Raw genomic sequence first — 26,052 nt, forward strand, 5'->3', positions numbered from 1 at the left:
GCTGTTGAACTCGTCGTGGAAGGTGAGGTCGCCGAGCTTGGACGTATCCAGCGGGAGCAGGAACTGGCGGTCCTGGAAGCTCGACAGCGTCTCGTCGCGGAAGGTCAGGGTCTCGCTGGCGTTCAGGCGCAGCACCACGTCGGCGCCCTGCTGGCTCATGGCGGACTTGATCTCGGCCGCCGTCTTGAAACCGTAGCCGTGCAGCTGCAGCTGGCTGTTGCCGTTCCAGTTGTAGATGACGTCCGAGCCTTCTCCGGCCCGGACCATGAAGGTGGTCTTCTGGGTCGCGCCGCCCACCAGCACGTCGTCGCCGCCCGCGCCCCACATGAAGTGGGTGTTGTCGTCGACGATGATCAGATTGCCGAGGTTGTTGCCGATCGCATAGTTCAGCTGGCCGTTGACCTGCAGGTTCTCGACGTTGTCGGCCAGCTTCAACGAGGTCCAGCCGATCATGGTGTCGACGCCGCCGCCCGCCTGCTCCACCACCCGGTCCTTCGGGTCGGTGATCCAGTGGCGGTTGTCGAGGTTGTTGCCGATCAGCAGGTCGCCGCCGCCCTCGCCCGAGAGCGACGAGTGCCCGGCGGGCGCATTGATCGTCTCGTTGCCCACGGCGGCGCCCGCCACGCGCGCCTGTTCAGGCGCGCTGACCGGCATCGCGACGCCCCGCGAGCTGTAATAGGTCATCCACTGGCTCCACTGACCGCGGCCTCAACCCGGAAGAGGGAGCTTCGGTTCACAGCTGGGCAGCACCCGGCCCGCACTGCAAGCATCACCCAGGGGGCAGCGTAGCGCCTTTGCCAACGTGGGACTCGGGTCTACGCTCCATCGTCGACGGAGAGATTGCAAAACCTCCCCGCCGGCCCTCCGGCCCGGCGTCGTCGACCCACCGCCGGGCCGGAGCAGAGAGGTCTTAAGCGACAACCCGGCGCACGACGCGCTCCGGGCCGTTGTTCGGCGCGCAAGCAGGGAAATCCCGCGCGCCAAGCGCCGGCGACGTCGCACGCGATCGGGTCCTGATTTCGATGACCTTGGACTCGCCAGGGGCCAGGCCGAGCCTGGTTCTGCGGATAGGCGCAGTCCCGTTCCCCGGGTCTCACCCGGAAGCCGTTGCGAGGCGTGAGGCGCACGCGGCTCGAGCGGCCGCGTCGCCGGTTCTGGATCTCGCGAGCATGCCGCCGATGAGGTGGCGCTGGTCCTCTCCCGAGGCGGCAAGAGCAGGAGGCGCGGCCGACATCCCAGGCGCCGCCGCCTGCCGAACCTCGGACATGGGCTCGCCTGTCAGCGACCGAGGGGGCGGCCGCCTAGTCGGACGTAGGTCTCCCAGTTGAGCCGCTTCTGTCGCCAAGCCAGGAAACCCGCGATGTCATCCGGCGAGAGGTCAGGCCGCGCCAGTGTTGCGATCCAGCCGCGCGCCTCGCGCTCCGCAAGACGAACCGAGAAGGGGACCGGGTCAGTCACTTCGCTGGCCAGCCGCCTGCGCTCGAGAGACGCTGGCGGCTCACCGCCGTCCACCGCCGGCGAGCACGACCCCGGCGAGGAACAGCGTGCAGCCCACAAGGCAGATCATCATGCGGTTGCAGACCCATCGCAGGTCGTGGGCCGCGCCGCCCGCTGGTTCGTAAAGAAAGGCGATCACGGCGAGCGTGAGCCCCGCGCCGCTGAGGATCCAGGTCGCCGCCTCGCGAGGCGAGGGGATGTCAGCGTTGGAGCGCAAGAGCGTCGGGCGCTCGGCGGGACGGGGGGGCGCCTCGCGGCCGTTGGCCTTCACCCAGTCTGCGCTGAAGCGGTCGGCCGCCGCGAAGCTTCCCGCCTCCAGCAGCGCCTGATAGCGTCGCCAAGCCTCGTACGTTGAGAGTCCTTCAACCCGGTCCACGATGGTCCGCCGATCCTCCGAGCCGCTCCGAGAAGTCGGAGACCATGGGGGATATCGCGGATTTCGGGGCCGGAGGTCAACGGGGGGACGGTCGGCCGGCTCTGCGCCAGAGCCTGAGGCCTTGGCGGCGCGTGAAGCCCCCCGCGGCGCGCGCGTCCCGGAGGAGGGAGACCGATGGAGACGATCGCAGAGGTGCGCCGTGCGCGGCCCGCCGCGCAGTACCTCCGGATGTCCACCGAGCACCAGCGGTACTCGCTGGCCAACCAGAGCGCGCTGATCGCCCGTTTCGCCGCCGAACACGGCTTCCGGATCGTCGCGACCTATGCCGATCCGGGCCGCAGCGGCCTCACCCTTGAAGGCCGGCCAGGACTGAAGCGGCTGCTGGCGGACGTGATGGCGGAGGGCCGCAGCTTTTCAGCGGTGCTGGTGCTCGACGTCAGCCGCTGGGGGCCGTTCCAAGACCCCGACCAGGCTGCGCACTACGAGTTTCTCTGCCGCAGCGCCGCAGTACCCGTCATCTACTGCGATGAACCGTTTGGCCAAGACGGAAGCCTGACTGACACCGTGATGAAGCACCTGAAGCGAGTCATGGCCGCCGAGTACAGCCGAGAACTCTCCGAAAGGGTGCATGCAGCCCAGCTTCAACAGGCTGGCATCGGCTTCAAGCAGGGCGGCGCTCCCGCCTACGGGGTCCGGCGCGTGGTGGTCGGCCCCGCCGGCGACCGGCGCCGCGAACTGCGACGCGGAGAGCGGAAGGGCCTGCATGAGGAGCGCGTCGTGCTGGTGCGTGGGCCACCGGAAGAAACGCGCGCGATCCATCGCATCTTCCGGCTGTTCGTGCGGGAGCGGCTGAGCTTGAGCGCCATCCGGCGACGGCTGAATGCGGAGGGTACGCCCGCCGCCGAGGGCGCCCGGTGGTCCGACGCCCGGGTGCGCTCGGTGCTGACCTCCCCCCTGGCGATCGGCGTCTATGTCTTCAATCGCCGGACGCAGCGCCTGAAATCACTCTCCCGCGCGAACCCACCGGAGCGCTGGGTCCGCGTACGGGTCATGCCACCGGTGGTGAGCGTGAGTCTCTTCGAGGCGGCTCAGCAGAGGCTCGCCACGCGAAGGAGGCAGCGGTTCAGCGACGGGGAGCTCCTCGACATCCTCCGCGAGCTCTGGCGGCGCGAGGGGCATCTGAGCGATGCGCTGATCGACGGGAACCCCGACACGCCTCACTCGGCGACCTACCGGCAACGGTTCGGCAGCCTTGCGGCGGCCTATGAACTCGTCGGGTTCCGGCCGGCGCGGCGCTGGCGCGCCGGAGGCGATCGCCCGGCCACGGATGACGAGCTCCTCGATCGGCTTCGGCGGCTGCAGCGCGAGCATGGCCGCGTGACCGCGAAGCTGATCGCCGCCTCGCCGCTGACACCCAGTCCCGAGGTCTATGCGGCCCGGTTCGGCTCGCTCCGGCAGGCCTATGGCCGCGCCGGCCTGCCGCACGATCTCTTCAACCTGCTCAGCGCCGGGCATCGACGGAGCCTGGAGCTTCGGCGTGAGGCCGACGGACGAGGCGAGGAGGCCTCGCCGGCTGGCCTGGCGCCCGGGCAGACGCCCGCGCCCACAGGCGAGCCGGCGGAGCGCCGCTGTCGCAGGCCGGCCCGATGACGGCGGCGGTCCAGTATATCCGGACGTCCACCCGCGGCCAGTCGCAGTCCGGCCCGCATCAGAAGGCTCGCAATCTCGCCTATGCGGCCGCGCACGACCTGCGGATCATCCGCACCTATGAAGACATAGGCGCAAGCGGGCTGCGCCTGCAGGGGCGAACTGCTCTCGTGCAGCTCTTCCGTGATGTTCTGGCCTGCGCGCGCGCGTTCGAGGTGATCCTCGTGCACGATGTCAGCCGGTGGGGCCGCTTTCAGGACTGCGACGAAGGAGCGCACTATGAACAGCTGTGCCGTGAAGCGGGCGTGGCGGTCGTCTACACGGCGGAGCCCTTCCAGGTTGGCGCGGGGCCGGTGTCGACGCTGCTGAAGCAGCTCAAGCGCGCAATGGCGGCGGAGTACAGCCGCGTGCTGTCCGCGCGGGTTACGAGCAGCCGAGCCCGCCTCGCCACGGAGGGCTGCTGGCTTGGGGGCACATGCGGTTATGGCCTGCGCCGCGTGGCGCGTGCGGAGGCGGGTCCGTCCCTTGGAACGATGGAACTCGGCCAGCGCAAGGCGGTGCGCACCGCGCGCACCTTGCTGGAGCGCGGGCCCACGCAGGAGCATGGGATCGTGCTCCGGATTTACCGTCTGTTCGTGGACGAGGAACTCTCGCCCACTGCGATCGCCCGGATGCTCAATTCAGAAGGCGTACCTTCGGAGCTCAGAGGTCCATGGACCCGCGCCCAGGTGCGGCAGATCCTCGCCAATGAGAAATACGCGGGTGTGCAGGTCAGCGGGCGCTCGGCCACGCAACTGGGACGATCCGAGCGGCGGCCGCCGGCTGAATGGCGGCGATCCCACCTGCCGTTCGCGCCCATTGTGCCGCCCGGGCTGTTCGCGAGAGGCCGGCGGCGGCTGATAGCGCGGAGCCGCCGCCCCTCGGACGCAGAGCTGCTCCAGGACCTTGCGCGGGTGCTCGCCTGCCACGGCCGAATCTCGGCCGGATTGATCCTCGCCGATGCCGCGTGCCGGCATCCATCCACCTATAGTGATCGGTTCGGCGGGCTGATGGCCGCCTATGCCAGGATCGGCTATGCGCCTGACGCAGGCCAGGTTCGCGCCATGACATCGGCCCGGACGCACCGCCCGCATACCGCGCGCCGCTATCAAAGACCGTCGCGAGACCGGCTCATCAACGCTCTGCGGGTCCTGCTGGAAAGGCACGGCCGGTTGAGCGCCGAGCTGATCCGCGCCGCGCCCGGGGCTCCGCATCCGAACGCCTTTCGTTTGCAGTTCGGGAGCTTGAGGGAGGCTTATCGCCAGGTCGGCTACGATCCGCCACCACGGGGCCGGCGTCCCGTCTGACGGACCGCGGACGGCAGGCATCATGGTCCCTGTGCGCGCGCGCGGAGGTGAGAGGCGACTTGCAGCGGGTCGGTCGGGATGGCAAGGGCAGGATCCGCCGGAGGGTCCATCCTGTGACTGATGCGCCGCGACGACCGATCCTGTCGCTCAAAAGGCCCCCGGCGGCACGCCCAGACGCGCTGATCTCGCCGCCAGCGCGGGCCATGGCGCCGGTTTCGCCATGGAAATGCAAGCCCTGCGGCGCCCGGGTAGAGGTATCAGCGGAGGCCGGTCCGACCGAGATCATCCGCTGTCCCTCTTGCAACGCGCGGCTCGGGCGAGCTGCGCAGTTCTTGAGCGATCCGCCCGGCAAGGTTCGCGCGCGGCCCCTCTGACGCGATGGCTGTAAGCCAGGAGTGCTCCTTTGTCTGGCGATGATGTCGTCTTGAAGCGGGGCGGATCCAGCTTTGTCATCGACACCCGCGCTGGCGACAATCTGGTCTTCGGCGCCGGCTCTGACCGCGGAGCTCCTCAGCGCCTGCTAAGTGCGTCTGACGCAGCAGCAGCGGCGATCGGTGACGGTGCTGACAACCTGCAAGGCGGCAGCGGCACGGATGTGCTTCCTGCGCCCTTGGTCAGCAGGCCATAACCGCCGATCTGCAGGCGGGAACCCCCGTTGGAGACGGCATCGGGCAGGACAACGTCTCAGGCCCTGCGCTTTACTGAACGTAGTCTGTCTATGATCAGCGGCGGGACACTGGCTGCGGTGACGGCCGAGTTCGAGAACATCCTGCGCCGAGCACCGCCCTCCAGGCGTGACTTTCCTGAGCGGCCTGAGCACAGCTGCCGATGCTGGGATTAGGACCGCGGGAGGAGAGGCCATCAACAAACTTGTGACGGGCCTCGCCGACGACGCGGAGACAAGGGTTGGCCTTATTGGCAAGTCTGGGAGCGGCGACTTCGTGCATTATGGAACTGGCGCTTGACGGCCCCAGCCATCTACCCCCCGTAGACGAACTCCGCTCGCCCATAGACGCCAATTAGGTCCACCGCCCAGGCCGCTCCATCGGCGAGGTCCGTCAGGAAGGCGGCGTTCGATCGCGCGTAGGACCCGAGATCCGCTTTTTCCGCCTCGGCCAAGAGCCAGCCGACCATAGCGGCTTTTGTGCCGATGCCGTTGGGACCGTCGCGACCGTATGACTCAAAATACTCGGCTCGGGTCATGGTGACGCCGTTCAGCGTGAAAGCAGGGTCCAGCAGCGCGTCGACTTTGGCGTCGGTCGGAGCCGCTCCGAAGATCAGCGCGTAAGCCTTCTTGGTCGCCTCTTCCAGGGTAAGCGCCCCAAACTCCGCGCCAAATTTCTGCTGGCCTTCGCCGAGCTTCCCGAGATTGACCGCAAAGTTGATATAGCGGTTTTCCAGGTTGAAGCTCTGATAGTACGCCGAGTTGATGTTGTTGGGGTTTGGTCCTGTGGGCGAGACTAGGTAGTCGATCCCGCCGGGGCTCGGAATTTTGCCGGTGAAGAACTGGTAGCTGAGCGTCGCAACAGACGTCGTGGCGTCTGCGGCCTTTACGACTTCGGCCAGAGCGGAGGAGGCTGTGAGCGCGCCAGAGTTCACCAGCGACGAAAGCTTCGTCGCCAGGGTGGCGGCGGTAGCGTTGGAAAGACCCGCTCGCAGGATGTTCTGGACGGCGCCGTCGATGCCGACGGAGACGGACAACTCCACCGTGCGGTCACTGAATTGCAGCAGTTCCACCGCGGTGAGAACGTCGGCGCCGTCCACTCCGGACTGCTGAGCGCGCACTCGCCACGAGCCGTTCGACTCTCGCCACCACTCGTAGCTATTCGACGCGCCCGCGAAGGTCGCCACATCGGCGCCTGCCCCGCCGTCGAGAAAATCGTCCTCCGCCCCCCCTGACAGGGTGTCGGCGCCGGCCCCCCCCGCGAGCAAGTCCCGGCCGAGGCCGCCGCGGGCGAAACCGCCCGCATCCCCGAGGACGATCAGGTCGTTACCATCCTCGCCGTCCACAACCGCGCCCGGGGCGAATGCAACGGCGACATCGTCTCCTCCGCCCAGCCGCAGGTCGCGACTGTCATGGCTGTAGATGATCTGCTTGGCGGCATCGAGTTGAACCGGAGCGCCCCGGCTTTCGAAGATGATAGCCGGCCCTGTCGAGGCGGGCAGTTGCGTCACGCCGTGCACGGTATAGTTCTCGCTCCCGATGACCAGCGTCTTCTGGAAGCTTGTTTGCCGGAGGTCATAAAAGGCGACCCCGGTGGCGGAGGCCGCCGCACCGCTGACCAGGGCCTGAACACCGCTTTGCGGCGCGTAGCCCGGCGGCAGGTACTGGCGCCAGCCGTTATTCAATCCGGCGACTTCCCCTTCGAAGAGAGCCGCTAGCCCACCAGGGGGCGTAGTCGGCGCGCCATCGGTGCTGAGCCATTCTCTGGCAGGAGGGAAGAGCTTTAGAGCCTCGTAAGGCAGGGCCACCCCTGCAGCGCGCGCGGCGTCGAGGTTCAGCATGAAGTTCTCCCAGCTGCTGTAGTCGACCTGCTGGGATTGCACGCCGATGATGTACCTTTCGGCATCGCGCGCTTCGAGATTGTCTGATTGTGGATCGTTGAATGCCCCGCGGAAGTCCACGACCACAACGCCCTTCGCCTGCTGCAGGAATTGGGTCGTTTCATTGTTGGGATTGTAGACGTTCGCCGCGCTGCTGAACGCCGCTCGGATGTAGTCGTCGCGGCTGGAGCGGTCGAGGATCTTGATGTTCACCGTGTAGTTGGTGGTCTCGCCGTCATCCACCTCAATGACCGTGTAGGAGAGCGTTTCCGCTTTCTCGGCCTTGTGGTCCTGCGTCGCGAAGAAGGTCAGTTTTGACCCTAAGGGCGGATTATTCACCGTGCCCTCGTCGAAGGGCGTGATGTGAAAGTCCGCTCCCTTCGTTGCGGTCCCCCCGGGGTTCATCGACCAAGTGTACCGGGTGTCCACCGGAGACTCGACGACCAAGACGTCTCTAGAATCGCCTTCTTTGATAACGACTTCGATCGTAGGCATGAGGCTCCCCCCGCGTTGGCCTACGTTAGGCAGGACACCGGCGCGCCAACCAGCGTTTTCTCTAGTCAAGCTGCTCGCAAGGCCATCAGGACGTTCAGGACTGTTCACCGCGCCTCGGCGTTACGGGGGGCGCCGTCCAGTCCCCCCAGACCGTCGGGGCTCTCCGGAGCGGAGGCGGCGCGCCGGCTGGCGGCTTAGGGTCCCGACAAGATTGTGCAGCGCAGCGCCAGCGCTTGAATGCTGTGCTCAGATGCCCGGGTGCGTAACGCGCCTGCTGAACGGGCGGCGCAGAGCTCGGCGGTCGGGCGCGGCTGAAAGCCGCCTGCCGTCCTTGCGGTCGCGCTCAGCTTCCGGAGGACGCGACCCGTGGCAGCTCGCCGGTGCTCCGGGAAGAAAATGGGGCGAGCTGAAGTGGCGCGTGGACTGCGGGGAGACCGCGTCGTTCGTGGCGCCAGGAGCGGCCCCGGACATGCGGGAAGCGTGGCCTGAGGAGACTGGCCATTCTCCGCTCCAGACGCTGTCCCGCAGAGCTCCGCACAAGAACCGATCAGCCCCACCCGCCTGAGGAGTGCTGCCGACCTGGACGCTCCCGCACTTCCATGCGCGTGGGGAGGGCGGTCCCCCGCAGGGCTCCCGCGCGAGGGCTCAGGCCCTGTGCTGCGGACGCGTGGTCGTGGGCCCCGACCCGGAAAGCGCCTCGAGAACCCCACGGCTCAGGGTTTTGAGGCTGACCGGCTTGGCCACCAGGCCTGAGAACCCCATGAACCTGTACTGCGCGGCGTCTAGCCCGTCGTCCGCAGTCACGGCCACGACGGGGGTGCGGGCGTTCGGGCCGGAGCCCGCGCGGAGCGCCGCCAGGGCTGCGATGCCGTCCATGCGTGGCATTTGAATATCAAGTAAGACAGCGTCGTATGGCTTCGTCGCGAGCATGGTGAGGCCGCTGGCTGCATCGTCGGCGCAATCAACCTGCAGCCCCACGTGCGCCAGCATGTCCCGAACGACCCGCAGGTTCATCGGCTCGTCATCGATGTAGAGAACCCGCGGGGCGTCCCGCGCCTGATCCTGCCGTTCCATCTGCAGCCCGTCGCGCCCCCGTGACGCGCCGCGAAGCTGTCATGCGCCGGTTAAGCCTTCAGAAACGGGCGACCGCTGTCGAGCAGGCGGCGTACCGCGCGCTCAATTCGCGCCTGTACAGCGTTGCATCTCGGAGACGTCATGGCGACGTCGCCACGGCGATCGCGTTCAGCAGGGCGGCCAGATCGATAGGCTTGCCGACGCACCCGTTCATCCCCGCTGCTTCGTATTCGGCGACCTGATGCGCCATCACGTTCGCCGACAACGCAAGGATCGGGATCGGAACGCGGCCCTGCGCGTGCTCAATCCCCCGGATCACGCGGGTCGCATCGAGGCCGTTCTTTACCGGCATCTGCACGTCCATCAGGATCAGATCGAACGCGCCCTCGCGGTAGAGCATGACAGCCTCGGCGCCGTTGCTCGCGAACACCAGGTCAAGGTCGAGGGGCTCAAGGAGCGCGCGAAGGACCAGCTGGTTCGTCAGATTGTCCTCGGCGGCCAGGATCCGAAGCGGACGGACCTGCGCGCCTTGCGCGGCGATCCCTTCGACTCGCGCTGGCGGCTCCTGAACTGCGCGGCGCATCGGCAGCGTGAAGCGGAAGGTCGCGCCACGATCCGGAGCGCTCTCCGCCAGCAACTCGCCGCCCATGAGCTGCACGAGCCGTCGGCAGATCGGCAAGCCAAGGCCGGTGCCCCCGAAGCGACGCGTGATCGACGAGTCCGCCTGGCTGAACGGATCGAAGATAGAGGCGGCTGCCTCGGTTCCAAACCCGATGCCCGTGTCGGACACCAGGAAGCTGAGTCCCTCCGATGTGCGGGCGACGCGGATTTGTACCTTCCCCTCGGAGGTAAACTTCACCGCGTTGGAGACGAGGTTCGACATCACCTGCCGCAGCCGCACGTCGTCCCCGAGCCACACGCCTCGTGCTGCTTCCTCGACGTCGAGCTCCAGCGCCACGTCCTTCTGTGCTGCGATAATGCGGAAGGGCTCGCATGCGCCAGCCACGCAGTCCTGCAGATCGAACGGATGTTCCTCCACCTCCAGTCGACCCGCCTCGATCTTGCTGAGGTCCAGGAGATCGTTGAGGACCGCCATCAGGGTTCGGCCGCTTTGGGCGATCACATCCAGTCGCTCGCGCTGCAGCGCGCTCGGCGCATCGCGCTCCATCACCTGCACCATTCCGAGGATGCCGTTCAGCGGCGTCCGGATCTCGTGGCTCATATTCGCGAGGAACGTGCTCTTCGCCCGGTTCGCGGCCTCCGCCCGCTCCTTGGCGACGACCAGTTCGCGGTTGGCGAAAATCCGGTCGGTGATGTTCACCAGGGCTCCGGTGAGCCGCAAGGGACGCCCGGCAGCGTCGACCTCAAGGTGGGCGATGGAATAGGCCCAGACTTCCCGATCGTCCTTGCGGTTCATGCGGTATTCGGCACGAAGGGGCTGACCAGCTTGCTGCGCCGCCGCCCACTCCCCCCGAACGCGCTCGCGGTCGCGCTCGTCCACCAGAAGGAAGGGGTCGGCAGCCATGCTTTCGTAAGTCTGTGGCTCGTCGAAGAATGTGTCCTCCGCGCCATCCTTGATAAGGACCCGCGTTCTGTAGTCGAGCTGATAGACATGGAGCTGGGCCATCTCGGCGGCCATAGCCAGGCGGCGCTCCGCCTGGTGACGTTCGGCCGTGGCTTCCATCAGTTCGGTGATGTCCTGGGCTGCGCCGGAAAGGGCGACACAACGGCCCTCCGCCATCTCCGGCTCTCCGAAGACACGGATCCAACCCGGGGCGCCATCATAGCGAACGATCTCGGCGTTGAACGTCACCCGCTCCCCCGCGCGTCGGGAGGCCTCAAGGAGTTCAGCCACGCGCGCACGTTCCGGTTCGGGGTAGATGGTCATGGCCTCAGCCAGCGGCAGCTCAGGCGGCGCCCCACGCAACAGCGCGCAGGTCTCGGGCGACCAGCGCACCAGTCCCCTCTCGAAGTCGATCGTCCAGCCGCCGACCTTGGCGATCTCGCCCGCGGAACTGAGCGCCGCAGCGCGCCGCTGCAGCTCGGCTTCGCGTTCGTTCGCCTGTTTCTGCTCGTGAATAAGATCGGTGATGTCGCGAGAGGTGGAGAGCACGGCGACCACCTCGCCGGCAGCGTCCCGCAGGGGCGCTAGGCTGACGTCCCAGTGCTTGAGCGCGCCGCGCGCCGTCGGGCACCCACCTCGGAGGCGAGCCGTCCCTCCATTGAAAGCGTCTCTCAGGGCGCGCAGCAAAAGCGGCTGCAGGTCCTGCGGCCACAATCCAACCCAGTCTTGGCCGAGCACGTCCGAGGGGGCGGAGAGCTCCATGAGCGCACAGCCGTTCCGGTTGATGAAGAGGAGTTCGCCCTCACGGCCGATGATCTTGAGGCAGTCCTGGCTCGCCTCGAGCGCATCCCTCAGGAGTTGCTGAAGCGTCGGACTTGGTTCGATCGACCCGATATACGCCATGGTCATGCCTCTCGGAACTAACCCGACGAGCGCCGCTCCGCAGCGGACCGGTGTCGGGCGGAGGTCTCTGCACGCGGACCTCTCTTCAGGTCTGAACCCGTGCGATGGATTTACTGTTAAACGCTGGATCCCGGCACGTGGCCGCGATGTTTATGCGTACCGAATGCTTGGTTGCTTGCGTAACGATGATCCTGAACATCGAAGCTGGCGCAGAATAGTCGCGCCGGGCGCCGGCGCAGGCCACACATGCAGCCGGTCGATTAGAGGCGCGGCTCGGCTCAATTGGCTGCGTGGGAGGGGGCAGGGGCGCGTGCTCCCTGACGTGCAGAACCCGCGGCTCGCCGCCACGCTTTCCCGGCCGATGTGCAATCATCATCAGAGCGCGAGCAGCGTCAGCGCGGGACGTCTCGGATTACCCGACAGCTTGCGTCGAGATGAGCAGACTGGAGATCGTTGTGACTCCGCGGTCCCGTAGCGGCGCCACGTAGGGCAGGGGGCGGGCTTGCCACGTCACCGCGAACAGGGGAGTCTCGCCGTTGTGAGGACAACCCTGGATCATCTGCCGGAGGGCAAGCGCCGCGAGCTCGAGCGGATTGTGGAGATCCTGTTCGCCGAGTTCGAGGACGCGCTGAAAGGGCGGAATGCGCCACACCGCAAGGCGGGGCGGATCCTGAAGATCATCCTGTTCGGAAGCTACGCTCGCGGAGACTGGGTCGATGACCCGAAGGGCGGCTACAAGTCGGACTACGACCTGCTTGTGGTGGTGAACCATGACGAGCTGGCCGATGTCCTGGAGTACTGGCGTGAAGCCGACGACCACCTGCTGCGCGAGTACCAGATCAGCCATCGGCTGAGCGCGCCGGCGAACTTCGTTGTGCATTCCCTGACGGACGTGAACAAGGAGCTCCGGAAAGGACGCCCCTTCTTCGTCGACATCGTGCGGGACGGTGTGGCGTTGTACGAGGCGCCGCATCAGCCGTTCGAGGAACCGCAGCAGCTATCCGCGGATGAGGGCCTGAGGGAGGCGCAAGGCTACTTCGACCAATGGTTCAACACTGCTGTTGAATTTGCTGCTGGTGCGGCGTTCCACGCGAACGTGGCGTCTACAAGCTCGCAGCGTTCAATCTGCACCAAGCGACAGAGCGCCTCTACCACTGCTTCCTGCTGGTGCTGACGCTTTACAGCCCGAAGTCTCACAAGCTGAATTTCCTTCGTTCCCAGGCGGAGCGGCTCGCTCCTGAGCTGATCGAGGCTTGGCCTCGCAACACGCGGCAGGCGCAGCGTGCGTGGGAGCTTCTACGCCGAGCATATGTCGATGCCCGGTACTCGCCGCATTACAAGATCACCGGCGAAGAGCTGGAGTGGATCTCGGACCGGATCGAAGTGCTCGGCCGCCAAGTGCAGCAAGCCTGCCAAGCTCGGCTGCAGGAGCTTGCGTCGGAGACCTCCGCTTAGCCACGGGAGCCGTGGCCGCGCCCCAGCGTTCTCTTATCACGGAAGACACTCGGCATCGCGCGCAACGGGCCTGGCGGCAGGCCGAGCGCATCAAGCGCCTCTCCGACGGCTCCTGGGCGTGGGACCCTTGCGCCTGGGCGCGCACGGGCTGCTGGGCTGGGGCCCGGCGCTGGCCCGGTCTACGGCGCGGGAGCCGGCGGTCTCTTGATCTACTAGGCGCTGCAGGCCGGCGCCTCCAAGTCACCATCGCCCGAATGGCGGCCTACCTGCTGGCCGACACCGGCATGTCCGGCATCCGGTTCGCCTGCTGGGCCATGGACACCCTGTTCCCCGCCCACCTGATGGCGGCCAAGGCGCTCCAGAAGGATATCGAGCGTCGCCACGGCCGGAGCGAACTGGCCGAAGACTGGAGCGCCGAGGGCATCTGGTCGCGGGCGCGGGGCCGCGACAAGCGTGGCGGCGTGGTGGACCTGCCGGAAGGCGAGTGGCGGACGGAGTAGGCTAAAGCCGCAGGTCCGCCTGCCCGCGGGGCAGCAGGCTCTTTACGTCGAACAGCACCGCGCCGTCGCGCCCGAGCCTGCGGATCTCGGCGGCCCCCATCTTGGCGAACTGCTCGTGGGCGACCGCTAGGACGATAGCGTCATAGACGCCGGCGTCCGGACCCTCGACCAGGTTGAGCCCGTACTCGTGTCGGGCCTCGGCGCCGTCGACCCAGGGATCCCAGACGTCCACGGCCGCCTGGTAGTCCTGCAGCTCTTGGATGATGTCGATCACCCGGGTGTTGCGCAGGTCCGGGCAGTTCTCCTTGAACGCCAGGCCCATCACCAGGACGCGGGCGCCCTTTACCAGGGTGCCGCGCCGGATCATCTCCTTGACCAGCTCGCGGGCGACATAGCCGCCCATGCCGTCGTTGATGCGCCGGCCGGCCAGGATGACCTGCGGGTGGTAGCCCAGGGCCTCGGCCTTGTGGGTCAGGTAGTAGGGGTCGACCCCGATGCAGTGGCCGCCCACCAGACCGGGGCGGAAGGGCAGGAAGTTCCACTTGGTTCCCGCCGCCGCCAGCACCTCGGCGGTGTCAACGCCCAGGCGGGCGAAGATTAGCGAGAGTTCGTTCATCAAGGCGATGTTAAGGTCGCGCTGGGTGTTCTCGATCACCTTGGCCGCCTCAGCCACGCGGATGGAGCTCGCCTTGTGGGTGCCCGCCGTGATCACCGAGCCGTACAGGCCGTCGATGAAGTCGGCCGCCTCGGGCGTCGAGCCGGCAGTGACCTTCATGATGGTGGTCACCTTGTGGTGCGGATCGCCCGGGTTAGCCCGCTCGGGGCTGTAGCCGGCAAAGAAGTCCTGGTTGAACTTCAGGCCCGAGACCTGCTCGACGATGGGGATGCAGTCGTCCTCGGTGCAGCCCGGATAGACCGTGCTCTCGTAGACCACGATGCCGCCCTTCCCGAGGGCCGCGCCAACGCTGCGGCTGGCGGCGGCCAGCGCCCGCAGGTCCGGCCGCTTGTACTCGTCGATGGGTGTCGGCACCGTCACGATGAAGACGTTGCAGCGCTTCAGGTCGTCGGCGTTCGAGCTGAACTTCAGCCCCTTGGACGCCTTCAGCTCTTCCGGCGTGACCTCCAGCGTCCGGTCCTCGCCGCGCGCCAGCTGGGCCACCCGCTCCGCGCTGATGTCGAAGCCCACCACCTCGTACTTGCCGCCGAACGCCACCGCCAGCGGCAGGCCGACGTAACCCAGACCAATGACGGCCAGTTTCTCGGGGGTCTGAGTGAAGGGCTGCATGAACTCGTCTCGTGTCGCGCGGCCGACTCGTCATCGGATGGTCGACGCAGGCCGAGCCTTGCACTAACTCGGATCGGAAAGCTCAGTAAGGGGTAGGGCGCTTGATGACGATCATGGTCACTGGCTCAGCCGGCTTCATCGGCTTCCATCTCAGCCGCCAGCTGTTGGAGCGGGGCGACGAGGTGGTGGGCGTCGACGACATGAACGCCTACTACGACCCGAGCCTGAAGGCCGCCCGGCTCGCTATTCTGGAACAGCACAAAGGCTACCGCCACGCCCAGATCGACCTGGCCGATCGAGACGCTATGGCCAAGCTGTTCGCCGAGACCCGTCCCACGGCGGTGGTGAACCTCGCCGCCCAGGCCGGCGTCCGCTACAGCCTGGAGAAGCCCGAGGCCTACGTCGACAGCAACGTGGTGGGCTTCCTCAACATCCTGGAAGGCTGCCGCGCAGTGAACCCTGCGCACCTCGTCTACGCCTCCACCAGCTCGGTCTACGGCGCCAACGGCAAGCTGCCGTTCAATGTCCACGACCACGCGGTGCACCAAATCACGCTCTATGCGGCCACCAAGATCGCCAACGAGGCGATGGCCCACAGCTACTCTCACCTGTTCGGCTTTCCCTCCACGGGCTTCCGCTTCTTCACGGTCTACGGGCCGTGGGGCCGGCCGGATATGGCTCTGTTCAAGTTCACCCGGGCCATCCTCGAAGGGCGTCCCCTGGACGTCTACGGCGAGGGCAAGATGCAGCGCGACTTCACCTATGTGGACGACATCGTCCAGGGCCTAATCAAGGCGGTGGACAGCCCGGCCCAGGTGAACCCCGACTGGGACCCGTTGAAGCCCGACCCGGCCACCAGCGGCGTCGCCCCCTGGCGGGTGCTCAACATCGGCAACTCCCAGCGCGTCGAGCTGATGCGCTACATCGAGGTCCTGCAGGAAAAGCTCGGTCGCAAGGCGCAGCTGAACCTGATGCCCATGCAGGCGGGCGACGTACAGCGCACCGAGGCCGATATCGAAGAGACCCGTGCCGCCGTGGGCTACGAGCCCACCACGCCGGTGGAGGTCGGCGTTGGAAAGTTCGTGGACTGGTATCTGGAGTATTACAAGCTCTGAGCGCTCGCGGGACGACCTATAACGGATTGGGGAGCAGAGCGCAAAGGTGTGTTCTTCCGCAGTGATTCGTGCGGCGGAAACGCGCGATTACCTGGCTAACCTTTGTTCGCTTCGCTATGACACCCGACCAGGCCGCTCCGCGGAGCGACACTTGGAACTCACACCCCCGCGGGGGGATGCTCGAAAACATCCAATACTTGCGCGGTGTAGCGGCGCTGAAGGTGGTGGTTCACTAGGCGATCGGCCCAGCTCCTGGGCTCCCAATGCCTTTCGCCTGCGGCTATTCGTCGGCAGCGGGTTCAGAGATGTTATGGCACCCGTTGTTCCGTGGTAGGGCTTGCTGCCTATGAGACCGGAAGAAGCTGCTTGGGTGGGCGCCACCCTCTCCCGACTATCGCCGAACGAGCTGTCACCAGTTCTTGAAGTCGGTTCGAGCACCCTTGAGTTTCGCACATTGCGGCGTCCGTATATCGACGGAGCCATACATGCGCCACTGCGTGGCCGCGGTGTGCAAGTGGTTCATACTGATCTGCTCAATGCAGAAGGCGTGGACATAAGCGGGAACCTGTACGACCCGCACGTTCAGGCACGCCTTCGTGCGGTCGGTGCTGGATGCGTACTCTGCTGCAATCTGCTCGAGCACATCGAGGATCCCAAAGCGTTTGCGCGGGCCTGCGAGGGCCTAGTTCGACCAGGCGGCTACCTACTTGTGACTGTGCCTTATAGCTATCCAATCCACTTTGATCCGATCGATACGTACTTGCGCCCTTCACCGGTAGATATTGCAGACATGTTCTCAGGGTTCGATTTGGTGTCTTCCGAGGTCGTGGTGAGTTCGTCATATGGTGAAGAGTTGCTGCAAAGACCTTCGAATATATTCGGCGCGCTGCTGCGCCACATCTACGCGCTCTCGAAATTCTGGGTGTCGCGGCAGACTTACCTCGCGATGAATCATCGACTTCTATGGCTCTTCCGGCCTTACAAAGTGTCCTGCGTGCTTCTGAAGAGGGCATAGTGAAGCGGTCCCATGCTGGGACCCCTTCGAAGTCAGCAATCGGTCAGTTTCCATAATGGTGGCGCCATGAAGAATGTTGATCTCGCGACCGTCGCCGGCTTCGGTGATGAGTGGAGCCGCTTCAACCACGCTGACCGCGACGATGCGGAGTTAGTGAAGTTCCATGCCTCATACTTCCACGAGCTGTTCCCGTGGAGTGAGCTCCCGAAGAACGCGGTCGGCGCGGACATTGGGTGCGGCAGCGGACGGGTGGCTGCGGTCAGTCGGCGGTGCTTCTCCGGCCATTTCCATTTGATTGACCCTGCGCTGGCGGCGTTGGATGTCGCGCGCCGCCATCTCGGCCACCGTTCCGACGTCGAGTTTCATCATGCATCGGCAGATGATATGCCGTTTGCTGATGGAAGCTTGGACTTCGCTTACTGCCTCGGCGTCCTGCACCACGTTCCAGATACGGAATCCGCGCTCCGCAATTGTGTCCGCAAGCTCAAGCCCGGGGCCCCGTTCCTGCTCTATCTCTATTACAGGTTTGACGGATTACCGTGGTGGTTCAAGACCATCTGGAAGGTCTCTGACTTCCTGCGATTAGCGATCTGCCGCCTACCGCGTCCCGTGCAAAACGGCCTCACTGACGTGATAGCTGCGCTTGTCTATTGGCCACTCGCCCGTGGCGCGCGCCTCTGGGAGCGCGCATTTGGAGCACGGGGGCTCGAGAGGTGGCCTCTGAGCTTCTACCGCGACCGGTCATTCTACATGCTTAGGACGGATGCGCGTGATCGGTTTGGGACGCGGCTCGAAAAGCGCTACACCCAGCCTGAGATGCGAGTGCTCATGGAGCAGGCGGGGCTCCGGGACGTGCGGTTCCAATCGCGTGCACCCTATTGGACGGCGCTCGGATACAAAGCGTGAGCAAGTTCGGCTCCGCCCCTCTACGGCGCAGCCGAGTTGCCGCAGAGGTGATCTGGTCTTGGTGCCGTGAGCCATAGCCGCCGCGCTTCTTAAGGCTGACGCGCTTCAGTTTGCACCGGCGGGAGGCTTCAGGGCGCAATCTGAGTCTAGCTGGCAAATAAACGCCAAATCCACGCAGCGCCCGCGAGCCAGCAAAAGGCGCATGTAGCGACCACGAGCGTGCTCATAAGCGTGAATGTCACAACGCGTGACCATTTGACGCTCGCCTGGCTGAAGCTTGCCGCAAGGTCAGATTGCAGCTCCAAAGCGGGAGAGTGGACCGAAGAGTCCATTTCATTGGCCACTCTGGGGCGAAATCTGCCCCGCGGCGCTGTGAGCGGTGCGGACAGAGCGCGCGATTGCATACGTTACTCCCGCATGTCTCCCGAAAGTGACGCAGCGGGTTTAAATCTCTGTTACTAGGTACGGTTATTGCCACGCTTGGTCCGGAGCTTGCTTGGGTCCGCCGAGGCAGTGCAGGTCTGCTCCGAATGGAGACGAGGCGGGGGCGTGGTATGAGTGCGCAGGCGCTCGAAAGCAGGCATGGCGAGTTCGAAGGAGCAGCGGCGTCCAGATTTCGGACGCACGTTTCTGCTTTCGTGTTTTCCTGCGTGCTCCTCTTTCTCCTTCCCGCCGCCTACCTGGTCGGGATCTATCGGGTCGCGCTGGCGGACATCCCACTCGAACAGTTGCGGCATCTTTTCCTAAATTGGACGTGCAACCTGGTGGTCTTCGCTACGGCGTGGCGCGTGACAGGGCCACTCCCGGCACGCTTTGCTAAGGCCATTTACAGCCTCGTGCTTGCCCATGGTGTGTTGGCGTTTTTGGTGCTGGCCGGGCGAGACTTCTTCTCAAGGCCCAATCTGACGATTGCGGCAGGGGTCTCCGTCGTAATTGCCTGTGCGGTCGTTTGGCTACGCGGGCAACTCAGGGGCCACCGCGTGGCGGTGATTGGTCCGGGTGCCAGTGAGCTCGGCACGTGGATCCACGGCATCGCCGAGGTCGTCAACAGAGCAGATGCCGACCTTCGAGGTTACGATGTGGTGGTGGTCGACGTCTCTCGTGAGCTTCCGGCCGAATGGACCAGCGCTGTCGCTCGGGCGATGCTTGCAGGCTGCGAAGTCCGTCATGTAGCCGAGTATCTTGAGGAACGCCGCGGCCGTGTTTCCGTTGAGCATTTCCAAGTCGATCACGTATGTGACCGAAGTCCAGTATATGGTTTGGGCAAGAGGCTTCTGGACATTTCCGTCGCCGTGTTCTTCCTGCCTGTGGTGGTCCCGATCGTCGGCGTGGCGATGCTCGGTTCGCTCTTGGTGCTTGGTCGTCCCATATTCTTCGTACAGGACCGGATTGGCCTGGGCGGCATTCCTTTCCGGATGTGGAAGCTGCGGACTATGCGAACGCCAAAGCCTGGCGAGGTCTACGGCGAAACTGTACCTGGCGATGATCGAGTCCCGCCGTATGGACGCCTCATGCGCCGGCTGCGCATCGATGAACTGCCGCAACTTTGGAATGTGCTCTTAGGCGAGATGAGCCTTATCGGACCACGGCCAGAGGCGGCGAATTTCCACGCTGCGTATCTTCAGCAACTCCCCGAGTATGCATACCGCAACCTTGTACGGCCAGGGATCACGGGTTGGGCGCAGGTCTGCACGGGGCCATCAGCTAACGTTCATGAAGCTCGCGAGAAGCTGGCTTACGACCTCTACTACGTGAAGAAGGTTTCTCTCCTGCTCGACATGCAGATCGTCGCACGAACGATATGGACTCTCGCTGCTGGGTCAGGCGTCCGCTAGCACATCCTCTGCCTAGCTCGAGAGTGTTGGGCACCATTCGTCTGACCAAGCGGCGAACATGAGCACCGGCCACAGCTTCTTACTTAGATCGCGTTTTCCCAATTGGTGCTCTCGCCAGGCCGCGCCTACCGCCTTTACGTCGAACAAACCTTGCCGTCTGATCCGGCTCTCTGACAACAAGTCACCTGCCCACTCCCGCAACGGACCGCGTATCCAGCTCCCGATGGGGGCTGAGAAACCCGCCTTCGGCTGATTGACAATCGTTTGCGGCACGTACCGGTAAAGCACCTGCCGTAGAAGCCATTTGCCAGTCGAGCCTCTGAGCTTCATGTGCAGCGGAAGGCGCCAGGCGAGCGCGGCGACCTCCGAGTGCAGGAGCGGACACCGAACCTCCAGCGAAGCTCGCATCGAAGCTCGATCCACCTTGGTAAGAACGTCATCCGGCAGATAAGTGAGGTAGTCCCAAAGCATCATGTTAGAGTGAACGTCCGATCCCGGACGGAGCTCGGGTTCAGCCAGTTCAATGCAGGAATGCTTCAGCTCGACAGCTAGGGGAGGCACGGCCCAATTATGGATCGCGCCACGATACGCTGCATCTGCACTTTGGGCTCGCAAGATGCTCGGCAATGCCTCCGCTCGCCGCGCCGCTTGGCCCAGCGGCCCACGCATCTTGGCGGCAGCCTGAATTGCCACAGCGGGTGCCATGTCTACGCCCGTCGCAAGGATCTCCGCGACTACCGGCGGCAGCTTCGACGTCATGCGGAGCAATGCAGGCAGCCAGAGGTGCCGGTTATAGCCAGCGAACAGCTCATCCCCTCCGTCACCCGAAAGCGCCACCGTCACACGGGTGCGGGCGAGCTTCGCGATCAAGTATGTCGGGATCTGGGAGGCATCCGCGAAAGGCTCATCGTAAATGCGACCAAGTAACGGCACGACAGCCTGAGCTTCGGCTGGAGTCACATGCAGTTCGTGATGGTCAGTCCCCAGGAAGCGCGCGACTCGGTCTGCCACCATGCTCTCGTCATAGCCCGGGTCTCCGAAACCTACGGTGAAGGTTGTGACAGGCGTGGCCGATTGATCCTGCATCATGGCAACGACGGTGGAGGAGTCGATGCCGCCGGAAAGGAAGGCACCAAGGGGCACGTCGGCGGACATCTGCGACTTAACAGCTCGGCGTAGCGTCTCGTCGAGCATCTCTATTGCCAAAGCCTCGTCGTGGATCGGCTCGGCGGAGCCCGCATCAGCGATTCGGCGAATGTCCCAGTAGGGGCGTGGCTCGGGCCAACGGCGCGCCGCGATATCCTCGGCTCGCACTTCGATGAACGAGCCTGCTGTCAGCTTCCGGGCATTGCGATAGATTGAATAGGGTGCCGGCACGTAGCTGAGTTGGAGAAAGCGGGTCGCTGCTGCATAGTCAATGTCGGCCTCGAATCCGCGCGCGGTTCGGAGCGCCTTCAATTCAGACCCGAATACAAACGCGTCAGCCGCGAAGCCGTAGTATAGTGGCTTTTCGCCGCTGCGGTCTCGTGCCAGCAGTAGCTTCCTCGACGACCGGTCCCAAAGTGCGAAGGCGAACATGCCTTCAGCTTTCATCAGCGCCGCCTCGGCGCCCCACTGGTCGATTGCGGCAAGAAGCACCTCTGTATCGGAATGGCCTCGCCATTCTTGCTCGCCGGATGTTCGTTGAACTTCCGCGCGGAGTTCAGTGCTATTGTAGATTTCGCCATTGTAGGTGATGACGAACCGACCGCTTCGCGAAACCATGGGCTGTGCGCCCGTCGGCGAAACATCGATGATGGCTAGGCGGCTGTGGGCAAGACCGATGCCTGCCGGTTCATCGAGCCAAATTTCATGCCCGTCCGGTCCGCGATGCTCGAGGGGGTGAATCATCCGCGAGACGTCCTCGCGCGCGATAGCGCGTAAGGTTAAGAGGCCGGCTATGCCGCACATTGCTAGCGCTCTCCCTCAGGCGATCGGTGGTTTACGAGCCGTGTCAACCAGCACGCTGCATGGCCGGCGGCTGCCTTGCAGGCGCCCATCGCTTCGGCGTTGGCTGATTTCTGTAGAGTTGCGAGGCAGCGTAGCTGGTCGACGAGATCAGTAATAGCCACGCCAGCTGGGGGTGTCCGTGTTCAAACCAGCCTACAGACTGATAGGTGGTGATGAACGCGATCGTCCATACCGATCCAGCAACTATGATCCCGCGAGCGGCAGCGGATGGCGTGGATTGCACCCGTTCCAGTGCGACGAAGGCACGCGCACTTAGCAATACACAGAGACTTAGAAGTGCAATCAACCCCAAAACGCCAGTCTCGGCCATCGTCCGAATGAACGCGTTGTGGATTTGGCCGACAATCCAGTACCGCGTCATGCCCCGAGAGCCCGCCAGGGCGTCCGCCTGCGGAGCAAGGTTGACCATGCTCTGATTGATACCAACTCCGAAGACTGGACTCTTCAGGAAGAGCCTCCAGCCAAGCTCGTAGGAAAGTAGACGCGTATTCCACGAATATTGGACGGCCGGGCTGCCAAGCAGCGCCATAATCTTCGGAGAAGCGAACGCTCCTACGAAGATAAAAACGGGCAATGACGCGAGCCGCACGAGCCAGGGCGTCTTGGTTAGCAGCATGAGGCAGAGCGCCACAACCAGCATCACAAGAGCGGCCTTGCCGCCCGTTAGAAGCATTCCAAGCCCCATCGCGGAAACCCAGAGAAATTGTCTCCGAACCAAGAAGTAGAGGAGTGGGAAAGCCAAGATCGGCGAAATGGAGTCACCCAAGAACCCAAAATACCGCTGTCCTTGCATGCCGGATGCTATCTCGCCGAACCCAAAGAGGCGCGATCCTACTAGGTTTACAAGGAGAAAGGCGGAAGCGAGCCGAATAGCGAAATCCCAGCTAATCGCAAAATCTTGCGGGCGCCACTGTATAGAATGCACTGCCCATGCTGGAGCAAAGGCAAAGATCATGACCAGAGCATATTGAGCGCCAAACCTGATGCTGCCGTAGGTCAGGGCGAGTTGCTGGATTATCAGCAGCAAGGCATAGCCGCCCACAATGAACCATTCGGCTTGACGCCGCATGCGCAGCGGCGTGAGGAGCGCGAGCACAGCGATGGTGATCCCCACCGCAAGGACCTCGTAAGCGCGGTAGTTAGAGTTGTCGTTCGAATAGATGAACGGCGCGAGTAACAGGCAAAATGGAAGCCAGCCACGGAGATCAAAGGGCACGAGAAGAGATCTCCTTAGTCGTGGAGGCGGACGTCAGCAGAGCTTCCCATCGTTCTACGACGTCACACTGGCTCGACAAATGAGCGATCCGGTCGCGCCCAGCGCGACCAAGCTGATGCCGCAGATCCGCGTCTGCCATGAGCTTGCGCAGACCATCTGCAAAGCTGGTTACGCGTCCATGTTCCGGACCCACCAGGAGACCAGTGGCGCCATCTAGCACAACTTCATTCGTGCCCGGGCAGTCGTTGAAGCCAAGAACAGCCAAGCCGTGCGACATGGCCTCAGTGCTCACCAGCCCAAACGACTCGTAGCGGGATGGAAGTGCAAACAGGTGTGCGGATGCATACTCCTTGTTGATCATCTGTGTCACGCCGGGCAGGGTGACCCTTCCGTTCAGGTCGAGCTGTTGGACCAGCAGCTCGAGTTCCTGGCGCAATCCGCCCTCTCCGATGATGCGAAGGCGCCAATCCGGAAAGTCCGGTGCGACTAGAGCAAAAGCCTTGATTAGCGTTGCCTGATCTTTCTGTGGATCCAGCCGCCCGACATTCAGAATTGTGCGGTACCTGGTATCCGCATGACAGGCTTCCGCCTGAGGTGCTGCCAGAACCGGGTTCGGCAGTACGATCATGCGCGAGCGAAGATCAGCCGGGTAATCGTCGCGCAACATCTCCGAAAGAACTGTGACGCTGTCCAAGAGGGGAGCCGCCAGGCGGAGCAGCAGCAGTTGCAGAGGTTTGTCGTCATAGTGCGCCGTCGCCGCGTGTTCGCTACCTATCCGCGGCGTACGCGTACCTACGAGAGCGAATGCTAGCGGAACGAACATCGAGTGGCCGAAGCCCACGGCGACGTGCGGAGCGACAGCATTGACTGCGCGACGCAGGATCCACAGGCGCCGGATGAATTCCCAAGGTCGAGTCCGGCGCGCGCTGTCTCCTATCCCTAGGTTCAGGAAACGGACCCGTTGATCGAATGGGTAGAACGGCTGTGCGCCCGCTGCGTCCCACGTGAGAACGACGATCTCGTGCCCGCGGCTCGCAAGCTCGGAGCAAACCTTCGCCAGGACGCGCTCAGACCCGCCGGCTGCATTTTCAAGCCGCTTAATGGCGAATAACAGCTTCACCTCGTGCGCGCCACGTCAGAGAAGAGCGCTTCCCAGCGATCAAGGACCTGCTGCGGCGCATATGGGCCCATAGCCGCACGGGCAGCATTTCCCATCGCTCGCCGTACGTCTGGACTAGCCATAAGGGCGCTAAGCACGACCGCTAAGCCGTCCGCGCTGCTGGGTGCAAGTTGACCTGTAACGCCGTCTTGGATGAGTTCGTTTACGCCGGCGCACTCAATCAACCCGACGGCAGGAAGTCCGAACGCCATGGCCTCTGCCAACGCGTTCGGAAAGCCCTCCCACCGCGAGCTCAAGCAGAAGATGTGGCTTCTCAGATACCATTCCTCGACATTGGTCACTGCACCAATGAATTCCACCCGTTCCGAGAGTTGGAGGCTCCGGGCGAGCGCTTGTAGCTTTGCCTCATCCTCTCCGCCCCCAACCAGTGTCAGGTCCCAGTCTGGGAAAGCGTTGGCGATCTTGGCGAAGGCCTCAATCAGGAGGCTCTGGTTTTTCTGGTAGCTGAGGCGCGCTACGCACAGCAGCCGCTTGCGCGTGCACGCGTGTCCACCGGGCTCTGCGCCTCGCACCTGCTGCGGCACGGGATTGGGAATGCTGACGATCCGCCTACGGAGTACGGCCGGATAGTGCGACCGGTAGGACTCCATCTGTACAGTGATGCGGGCGGCGAATCCGAAACTGAGGAACTGGAACCATCGGCCGTGCCCGTCCTTCAGGTAATCGAATCGCTGCGGAGCATTACGCTCCGCAGCGATCACTGGAATTCCCAGACCGAGCGAGCTCAGGGCCAACAAGATGTACGCACCTTGTTGGAATCCTATCATCACATCCGGTCGTGCCCTCCGGATGGCCTGTCGGATAACGTGGAGCCTAGCGAGAATTTCCCGTGGTGTTGCCTTGCGGGTTGGGTCGCCGATACCTACGCGGTGCCAGCCGACTCTGTCGTCGAGCGGGTAAAAGGTTGAGGCGTGCGGCGCGTCCAACGACACGAGTTCCACTTCGTGTCCTCGAGCAACTAAGTCGTTCATCATTTCGATCGACATCCGCTCGACGCCGCCAGCTATGCGATCGAATTGCCGGTTGGCGAACATCACCTTCATGACTGCGGCCGCACTGGAGCATTCATAGCTCTCTCGTGGCGCAGTCGCGCTGGGGCGGACCGCAAGAGGTGCCGAGCCGCTCGAAATGGTCGATTTGCAGCGATGTTCAACAGACACAACAACGCTGAGAGGTAATGCTTGCTGAAGTAGCGTTCTCGGAACACGAACCAGTCGCGAGCGTACTCGTAAAGCCCGCGCTGCTTGAGGTAATCTCGGTACTTTTCGACGACCAGGAGCTCCGAAGCCAAGTTTTCGACCGGTGTCTTGTCGGCACCCAAAGTCGCGCGCTGGAGGTAGAGTTCTTCAGCGCACCCTATGAAATGGGCACCTGCAAGGCCCAGACGGATCGCCAGGTCGACATCTTCGACCCGCCGCAGTGAGGGATCGAATCCTCCAACCTCGCGCAATGTGGCGGTCCGTGCCATCAGGGCGCATGTTGGAATACCGGCACCATAGGACACGCCCGACTTCCGTTCATTGAAAAGGAGATAGTCCACTACCTCAGTGCCGACAGGCCCGCGCTCCCGCGAACCGATCGCCTGAGCCTGAACCCGGTACCCGTTCGGGTATTCTCGAGCCCCTGAACCATAGCAGGCGATTACTGACGCGCCTGTTTTGCACTCGTGCTGTCGGATTGCTTCGTATTGAATTGAGACACGGGTTGGAACGCTTTCGTCATCGTCGTCGAAGAATGCGATGAACTCGCCAGAGGCCATTTCGAGCAGGGTATTGCGGGCGACCGCGACGCCGCTGTTCTTGCGGTGGCGAAGCACCCGGGCGCCCGCGACACCCGCGAGCGCCCGGTGGATCACAGAACCTGATTCGTCGGTGGAGCAGTCATCGACCACCAATATCTCCAGGCTCGGCCATTCCTGAGACACGGCGCTTGCGATGGCCCTACTGATGGTCTCTGCAGCGTTGAAGCAAGTGATGCCGATTGTAACGAGCGGAAAGTCAGGAGCCGTGAGCGGCCCGGCTCCTTCCCGGCCCGGGGGAGCGTTGTGAGACATGAGCGACCCGGTACACGCAACGGTCGCACTCATCTT

At 64.1% G+C, this 26,052-nt stretch carries 19 protein-coding genes and 1 pseudogene; 9 read left to right on the forward strand and 11 right to left on the reverse strand.

Going from position 1 to position 26,052, the window contains the following annotated elements:
- Positions 1–684 (reverse strand): annotated as a pseudogene (locus tag VIL67_RS18615) (hypothetical protein); the annotation flags it as partial.
- An 814-nt stretch (positions 685–1,498) separates the two neighbouring features.
- Positions 1,499–1,873: a hypothetical protein gene (locus VIL67_RS18620; RefSeq protein ID WP_332050421.1), complete on the reverse strand. Its 375-nt coding sequence runs from the start codon at positions 1,871–1,873 to the stop codon at positions 1,499–1,501.
- Between the two features lie 174 nt (positions 1,874–2,047).
- Here VIL67_RS18620 and VIL67_RS18625 point away from each other — a divergent pair, with 174 nt between their 5' ends.
- Both VIL67_RS18625 and VIL67_RS18630 read left to right on the forward strand, forming a co-directional pair.
- Positions 2,048–3,523 carry a recombinase family protein gene (locus tag VIL67_RS18625; RefSeq protein ID WP_332050422.1) on the forward strand — a complete coding sequence of 492 codons (1,476 nt, stop codon included), beginning with the start codon at positions 2,048–2,050 and terminating at the stop codon, positions 3,521–3,523.
- Positions 3,520–4,866 (forward strand): recombinase family protein, encoded by a 1,347-nt coding sequence (locus tag VIL67_RS18630; protein WP_332050423.1) that lies wholly within the window; start codon positions 3,520–3,522, stop codon positions 4,864–4,866. The genes VIL67_RS18625 and VIL67_RS18630 overlap by 4 nt, the downstream gene beginning before the upstream one ends.
- A gap of 978 nt (positions 4,867–5,844) precedes the next feature.
- Here VIL67_RS18630 and VIL67_RS18635 read toward each other — a convergent pair.
- The 3 genes from VIL67_RS18635 to VIL67_RS18645 form a co-directional block, all read right to left on the reverse strand.
- Complete coding sequence (locus VIL67_RS18635) at positions 5,845–7,905, reverse strand: hypothetical protein (RefSeq protein WP_332050424.1); 2,061 nt, start codon at positions 7,903–7,905, stop codon at positions 5,845–5,847.
- A 645-nt stretch (positions 7,906–8,550) separates the two neighbouring features.
- A complete protein-coding gene (locus VIL67_RS18640) occupies positions 8,551–8,979 on the reverse strand; it encodes a response regulator (protein ID WP_332050425.1) in 429 nt (142 codons plus the stop codon).
- A 139-nt stretch (positions 8,980–9,118) separates the two neighbouring features.
- Positions 9,119–11,446 (reverse strand): ATP-binding protein, encoded by a 2,328-nt coding sequence (locus VIL67_RS18645; RefSeq protein WP_332050426.1) that lies wholly within the window; start codon positions 11,444–11,446, stop codon positions 9,119–9,121.
- Between the two features lie 538 nt (positions 11,447–11,984).
- On the opposite strand from VIL67_RS18645, the gene VIL67_RS18650 reads away from it, so the two are divergent.
- The 3 genes from VIL67_RS18650 (at position 11,985) to VIL67_RS18660 (ending at position 13,401) form a co-directional block, all read left to right on the forward strand.
- A complete protein-coding gene (locus VIL67_RS18650; protein ID WP_332050427.1) occupies positions 11,985–12,620 on the forward strand; it encodes a nucleotidyltransferase domain-containing protein in 636 nt (211 codons plus the stop codon).
- On the forward strand, positions 12,572–12,901 hold the full coding sequence (locus VIL67_RS18655; protein WP_332050510.1) for a HEPN domain-containing protein: 330 nt from the start codon (positions 12,572–12,574) through the stop codon (positions 12,899–12,901). Before VIL67_RS18650 ends, VIL67_RS18655 begins: the two co-directional genes overlap by 49 nt.
- Positions 12,902–13,155: 254 nt before the next feature.
- Positions 13,156–13,401: a hypothetical protein gene (locus VIL67_RS18660; RefSeq protein WP_332050428.1), complete on the forward strand. Its 246-nt coding sequence runs from the start codon at positions 13,156–13,158 to the stop codon at positions 13,399–13,401.
- 1 nt (position 13,402) lies between these two features.
- Here VIL67_RS18660 and tviB read toward each other — a convergent pair whose 3' ends face one another.
- A complete protein-coding gene (gene tviB / locus VIL67_RS18665) occupies positions 13,403–14,686 on the reverse strand; it encodes a Vi polysaccharide biosynthesis UDP-N-acetylglucosamine C-6 dehydrogenase TviB (protein WP_332050429.1) in 1,284 nt (427 codons plus the stop codon).
- Between the two features lie 104 nt (positions 14,687–14,790).
- On the opposite strand from tviB, the gene VIL67_RS18670 reads away from it, so the two are divergent.
- The 4 genes from VIL67_RS18670 to VIL67_RS18685 all read left to right on the forward strand — a co-directional run bounded on the left by VIL67_RS18670 (position 14,791) and on the right by VIL67_RS18685 (position 19,557).
- The gene (locus tag VIL67_RS18670) at positions 14,791–15,801 is read left to right on the forward strand and encodes an NAD-dependent epimerase (RefSeq protein ID WP_332050430.1); all 1,011 of its coding nucleotides are present in this window, start codon (positions 14,791–14,793) and stop codon (positions 15,799–15,801) included.
- A 370-nt stretch (positions 15,802–16,171) separates the two neighbouring features.
- Positions 16,172–16,816 (forward strand): class I SAM-dependent methyltransferase, encoded by a 645-nt coding sequence (locus VIL67_RS18675; protein ID WP_332050431.1) that lies wholly within the window; start codon positions 16,172–16,174, stop codon positions 16,814–16,816.
- Between the two features lie 12 nt (positions 16,817–16,828).
- On the forward strand, positions 16,829–17,722 hold the full coding sequence (locus VIL67_RS18680) for a class I SAM-dependent methyltransferase (RefSeq protein ID WP_332050432.1): 894 nt from the start codon (positions 16,829–16,831) through the stop codon (positions 17,720–17,722).
- 554 nt (positions 17,723–18,276) lie between these two features.
- Positions 18,277–19,557, forward strand: coding sequence for a sugar transferase (locus tag VIL67_RS18685; protein WP_332050433.1), 1,281 nt, complete (start codon positions 18,277–18,279; stop codon positions 19,555–19,557).
- A 12-nt stretch (positions 19,558–19,569) separates the two neighbouring features.
- Here VIL67_RS18685 and asnB read toward each other — a convergent pair whose 3' ends face one another.
- From asnB to VIL67_RS18710, 5 genes are read right to left on the reverse strand one after another with little or no spacing between them, the layout of a single operon-like run.
- Positions 19,570–21,507, reverse strand: a complete 1,938-nt coding sequence (gene asnB / locus VIL67_RS18690; RefSeq protein ID WP_332050434.1) for an asparagine synthase (glutamine-hydrolyzing) — start codon at positions 21,505–21,507, stop codon at positions 19,570–19,572.
- 43 nt (positions 21,508–21,550) lie between these two features.
- The gene (locus tag VIL67_RS18695) at positions 21,551–22,783 is read right to left on the reverse strand and encodes an O-antigen ligase family protein (RefSeq protein WP_332050435.1); all 1,233 of its coding nucleotides are present in this window, start codon (positions 22,781–22,783) and stop codon (positions 21,551–21,553) included.
- Positions 22,773–23,903, reverse strand: a complete 1,131-nt coding sequence (locus VIL67_RS18700) for a glycosyltransferase family 4 protein (protein WP_332050436.1) — start codon at positions 23,901–23,903, stop codon at positions 22,773–22,775. Before VIL67_RS18700 ends, VIL67_RS18695 begins: the two co-directional genes overlap by 11 nt.
- The gene (locus tag VIL67_RS18705; protein WP_332050437.1) at positions 23,900–25,006 is read right to left on the reverse strand and encodes a glycosyltransferase family 4 protein; all 1,107 of its coding nucleotides are present in this window, start codon (positions 25,004–25,006) and stop codon (positions 23,900–23,902) included. The genes VIL67_RS18700 and VIL67_RS18705 overlap by 4 nt, the downstream gene beginning before the upstream one ends.
- Positions 25,003–26,049 (reverse strand): glycosyltransferase, encoded by a 1,047-nt coding sequence (locus VIL67_RS18710; protein WP_332050438.1) that lies wholly within the window; start codon positions 26,047–26,049, stop codon positions 25,003–25,005. The genes VIL67_RS18705 and VIL67_RS18710 overlap by 4 nt, the downstream gene beginning before the upstream one ends.
- Positions 26,050–26,052 lie beyond the last annotated feature (3 nt).

The sequence above is a fragment of the Phenylobacterium sp. genome, assembly GCF_036563385.1.
In the GTDB taxonomy this organism is placed as follows: Bacteria; Pseudomonadota; Alphaproteobacteria; order Caulobacterales; family Caulobacteraceae; genus Phenylobacterium.

Excerpts from the sequence above, each read along its gene's own strand:
- VIL67_RS18625 (WP_332050422.1), top strand. The coding sequence starts at position 2,048 with ATGGAGACGATCGCAGAGGTGCGCCGTGCGCGGCCCGCCGCGCAGTAC.
- VIL67_RS18630 (WP_332050423.1), top strand. The coding sequence starts at position 3,520 with ATGACGGCGGCGGTCCAGTATATCCGGACGTCCACCCGCGGCCAGTCG.
- VIL67_RS18635 (WP_332050424.1), bottom strand. The coding sequence starts at position 7,905 with ATGCCTACGATCGAAGTCGTTATCAAAGAAGGCGATTCTAGAGACGTC.
- VIL67_RS18640 (WP_332050425.1), bottom strand. The coding sequence starts at position 8,979 with ATGGAACGGCAGGATCAGGCGCGGGACGCCCCGCGGGTTCTCTACATC.
- VIL67_RS18645 (WP_332050426.1), bottom strand. The coding sequence starts at position 11,446 with ATGGCGTATATCGGGTCGATCGAACCAAGTCCGACGCTTCAGCAACTC.
- VIL67_RS18660 (WP_332050428.1), top strand. The coding sequence starts at position 13,156 with ATGGCGGCCTACCTGCTGGCCGACACCGGCATGTCCGGCATCCGGTTC.
- tviB (WP_332050429.1), bottom strand. The coding sequence starts at position 14,686 with ATGCAGCCCTTCACTCAGACCCCCGAGAAACTGGCCGTCATTGGTCTG.
- VIL67_RS18670 (WP_332050430.1), top strand. The coding sequence starts at position 14,791 with ATGACGATCATGGTCACTGGCTCAGCCGGCTTCATCGGCTTCCATCTC.
- VIL67_RS18680 (WP_332050432.1), top strand. The coding sequence starts at position 16,829 with ATGCTGGGACCCCTTCGAAGTCAGCAATCGGTCAGTTTCCATAATGGT.
- VIL67_RS18685 (WP_332050433.1), top strand. The coding sequence starts at position 18,277 with ATGAGTGCGCAGGCGCTCGAAAGCAGGCATGGCGAGTTCGAAGGAGCA.
- asnB (WP_332050434.1), bottom strand. The coding sequence starts at position 21,507 with ATGTGCGGCATAGCCGGCCTCTTAACCTTACGCGCTATCGCGCGCGAG.
- VIL67_RS18705 (WP_332050437.1), bottom strand. The coding sequence starts at position 25,006 with ATGAAGGTGATGTTCGCCAACCGGCAATTCGATCGCATAGCTGGCGGC.
- VIL67_RS18710 (WP_332050438.1), bottom strand. The coding sequence starts at position 26,049 with ATGAGTGCGACCGTTGCGTGTACCGGGTCGCTCATGTCTCACAACGCT.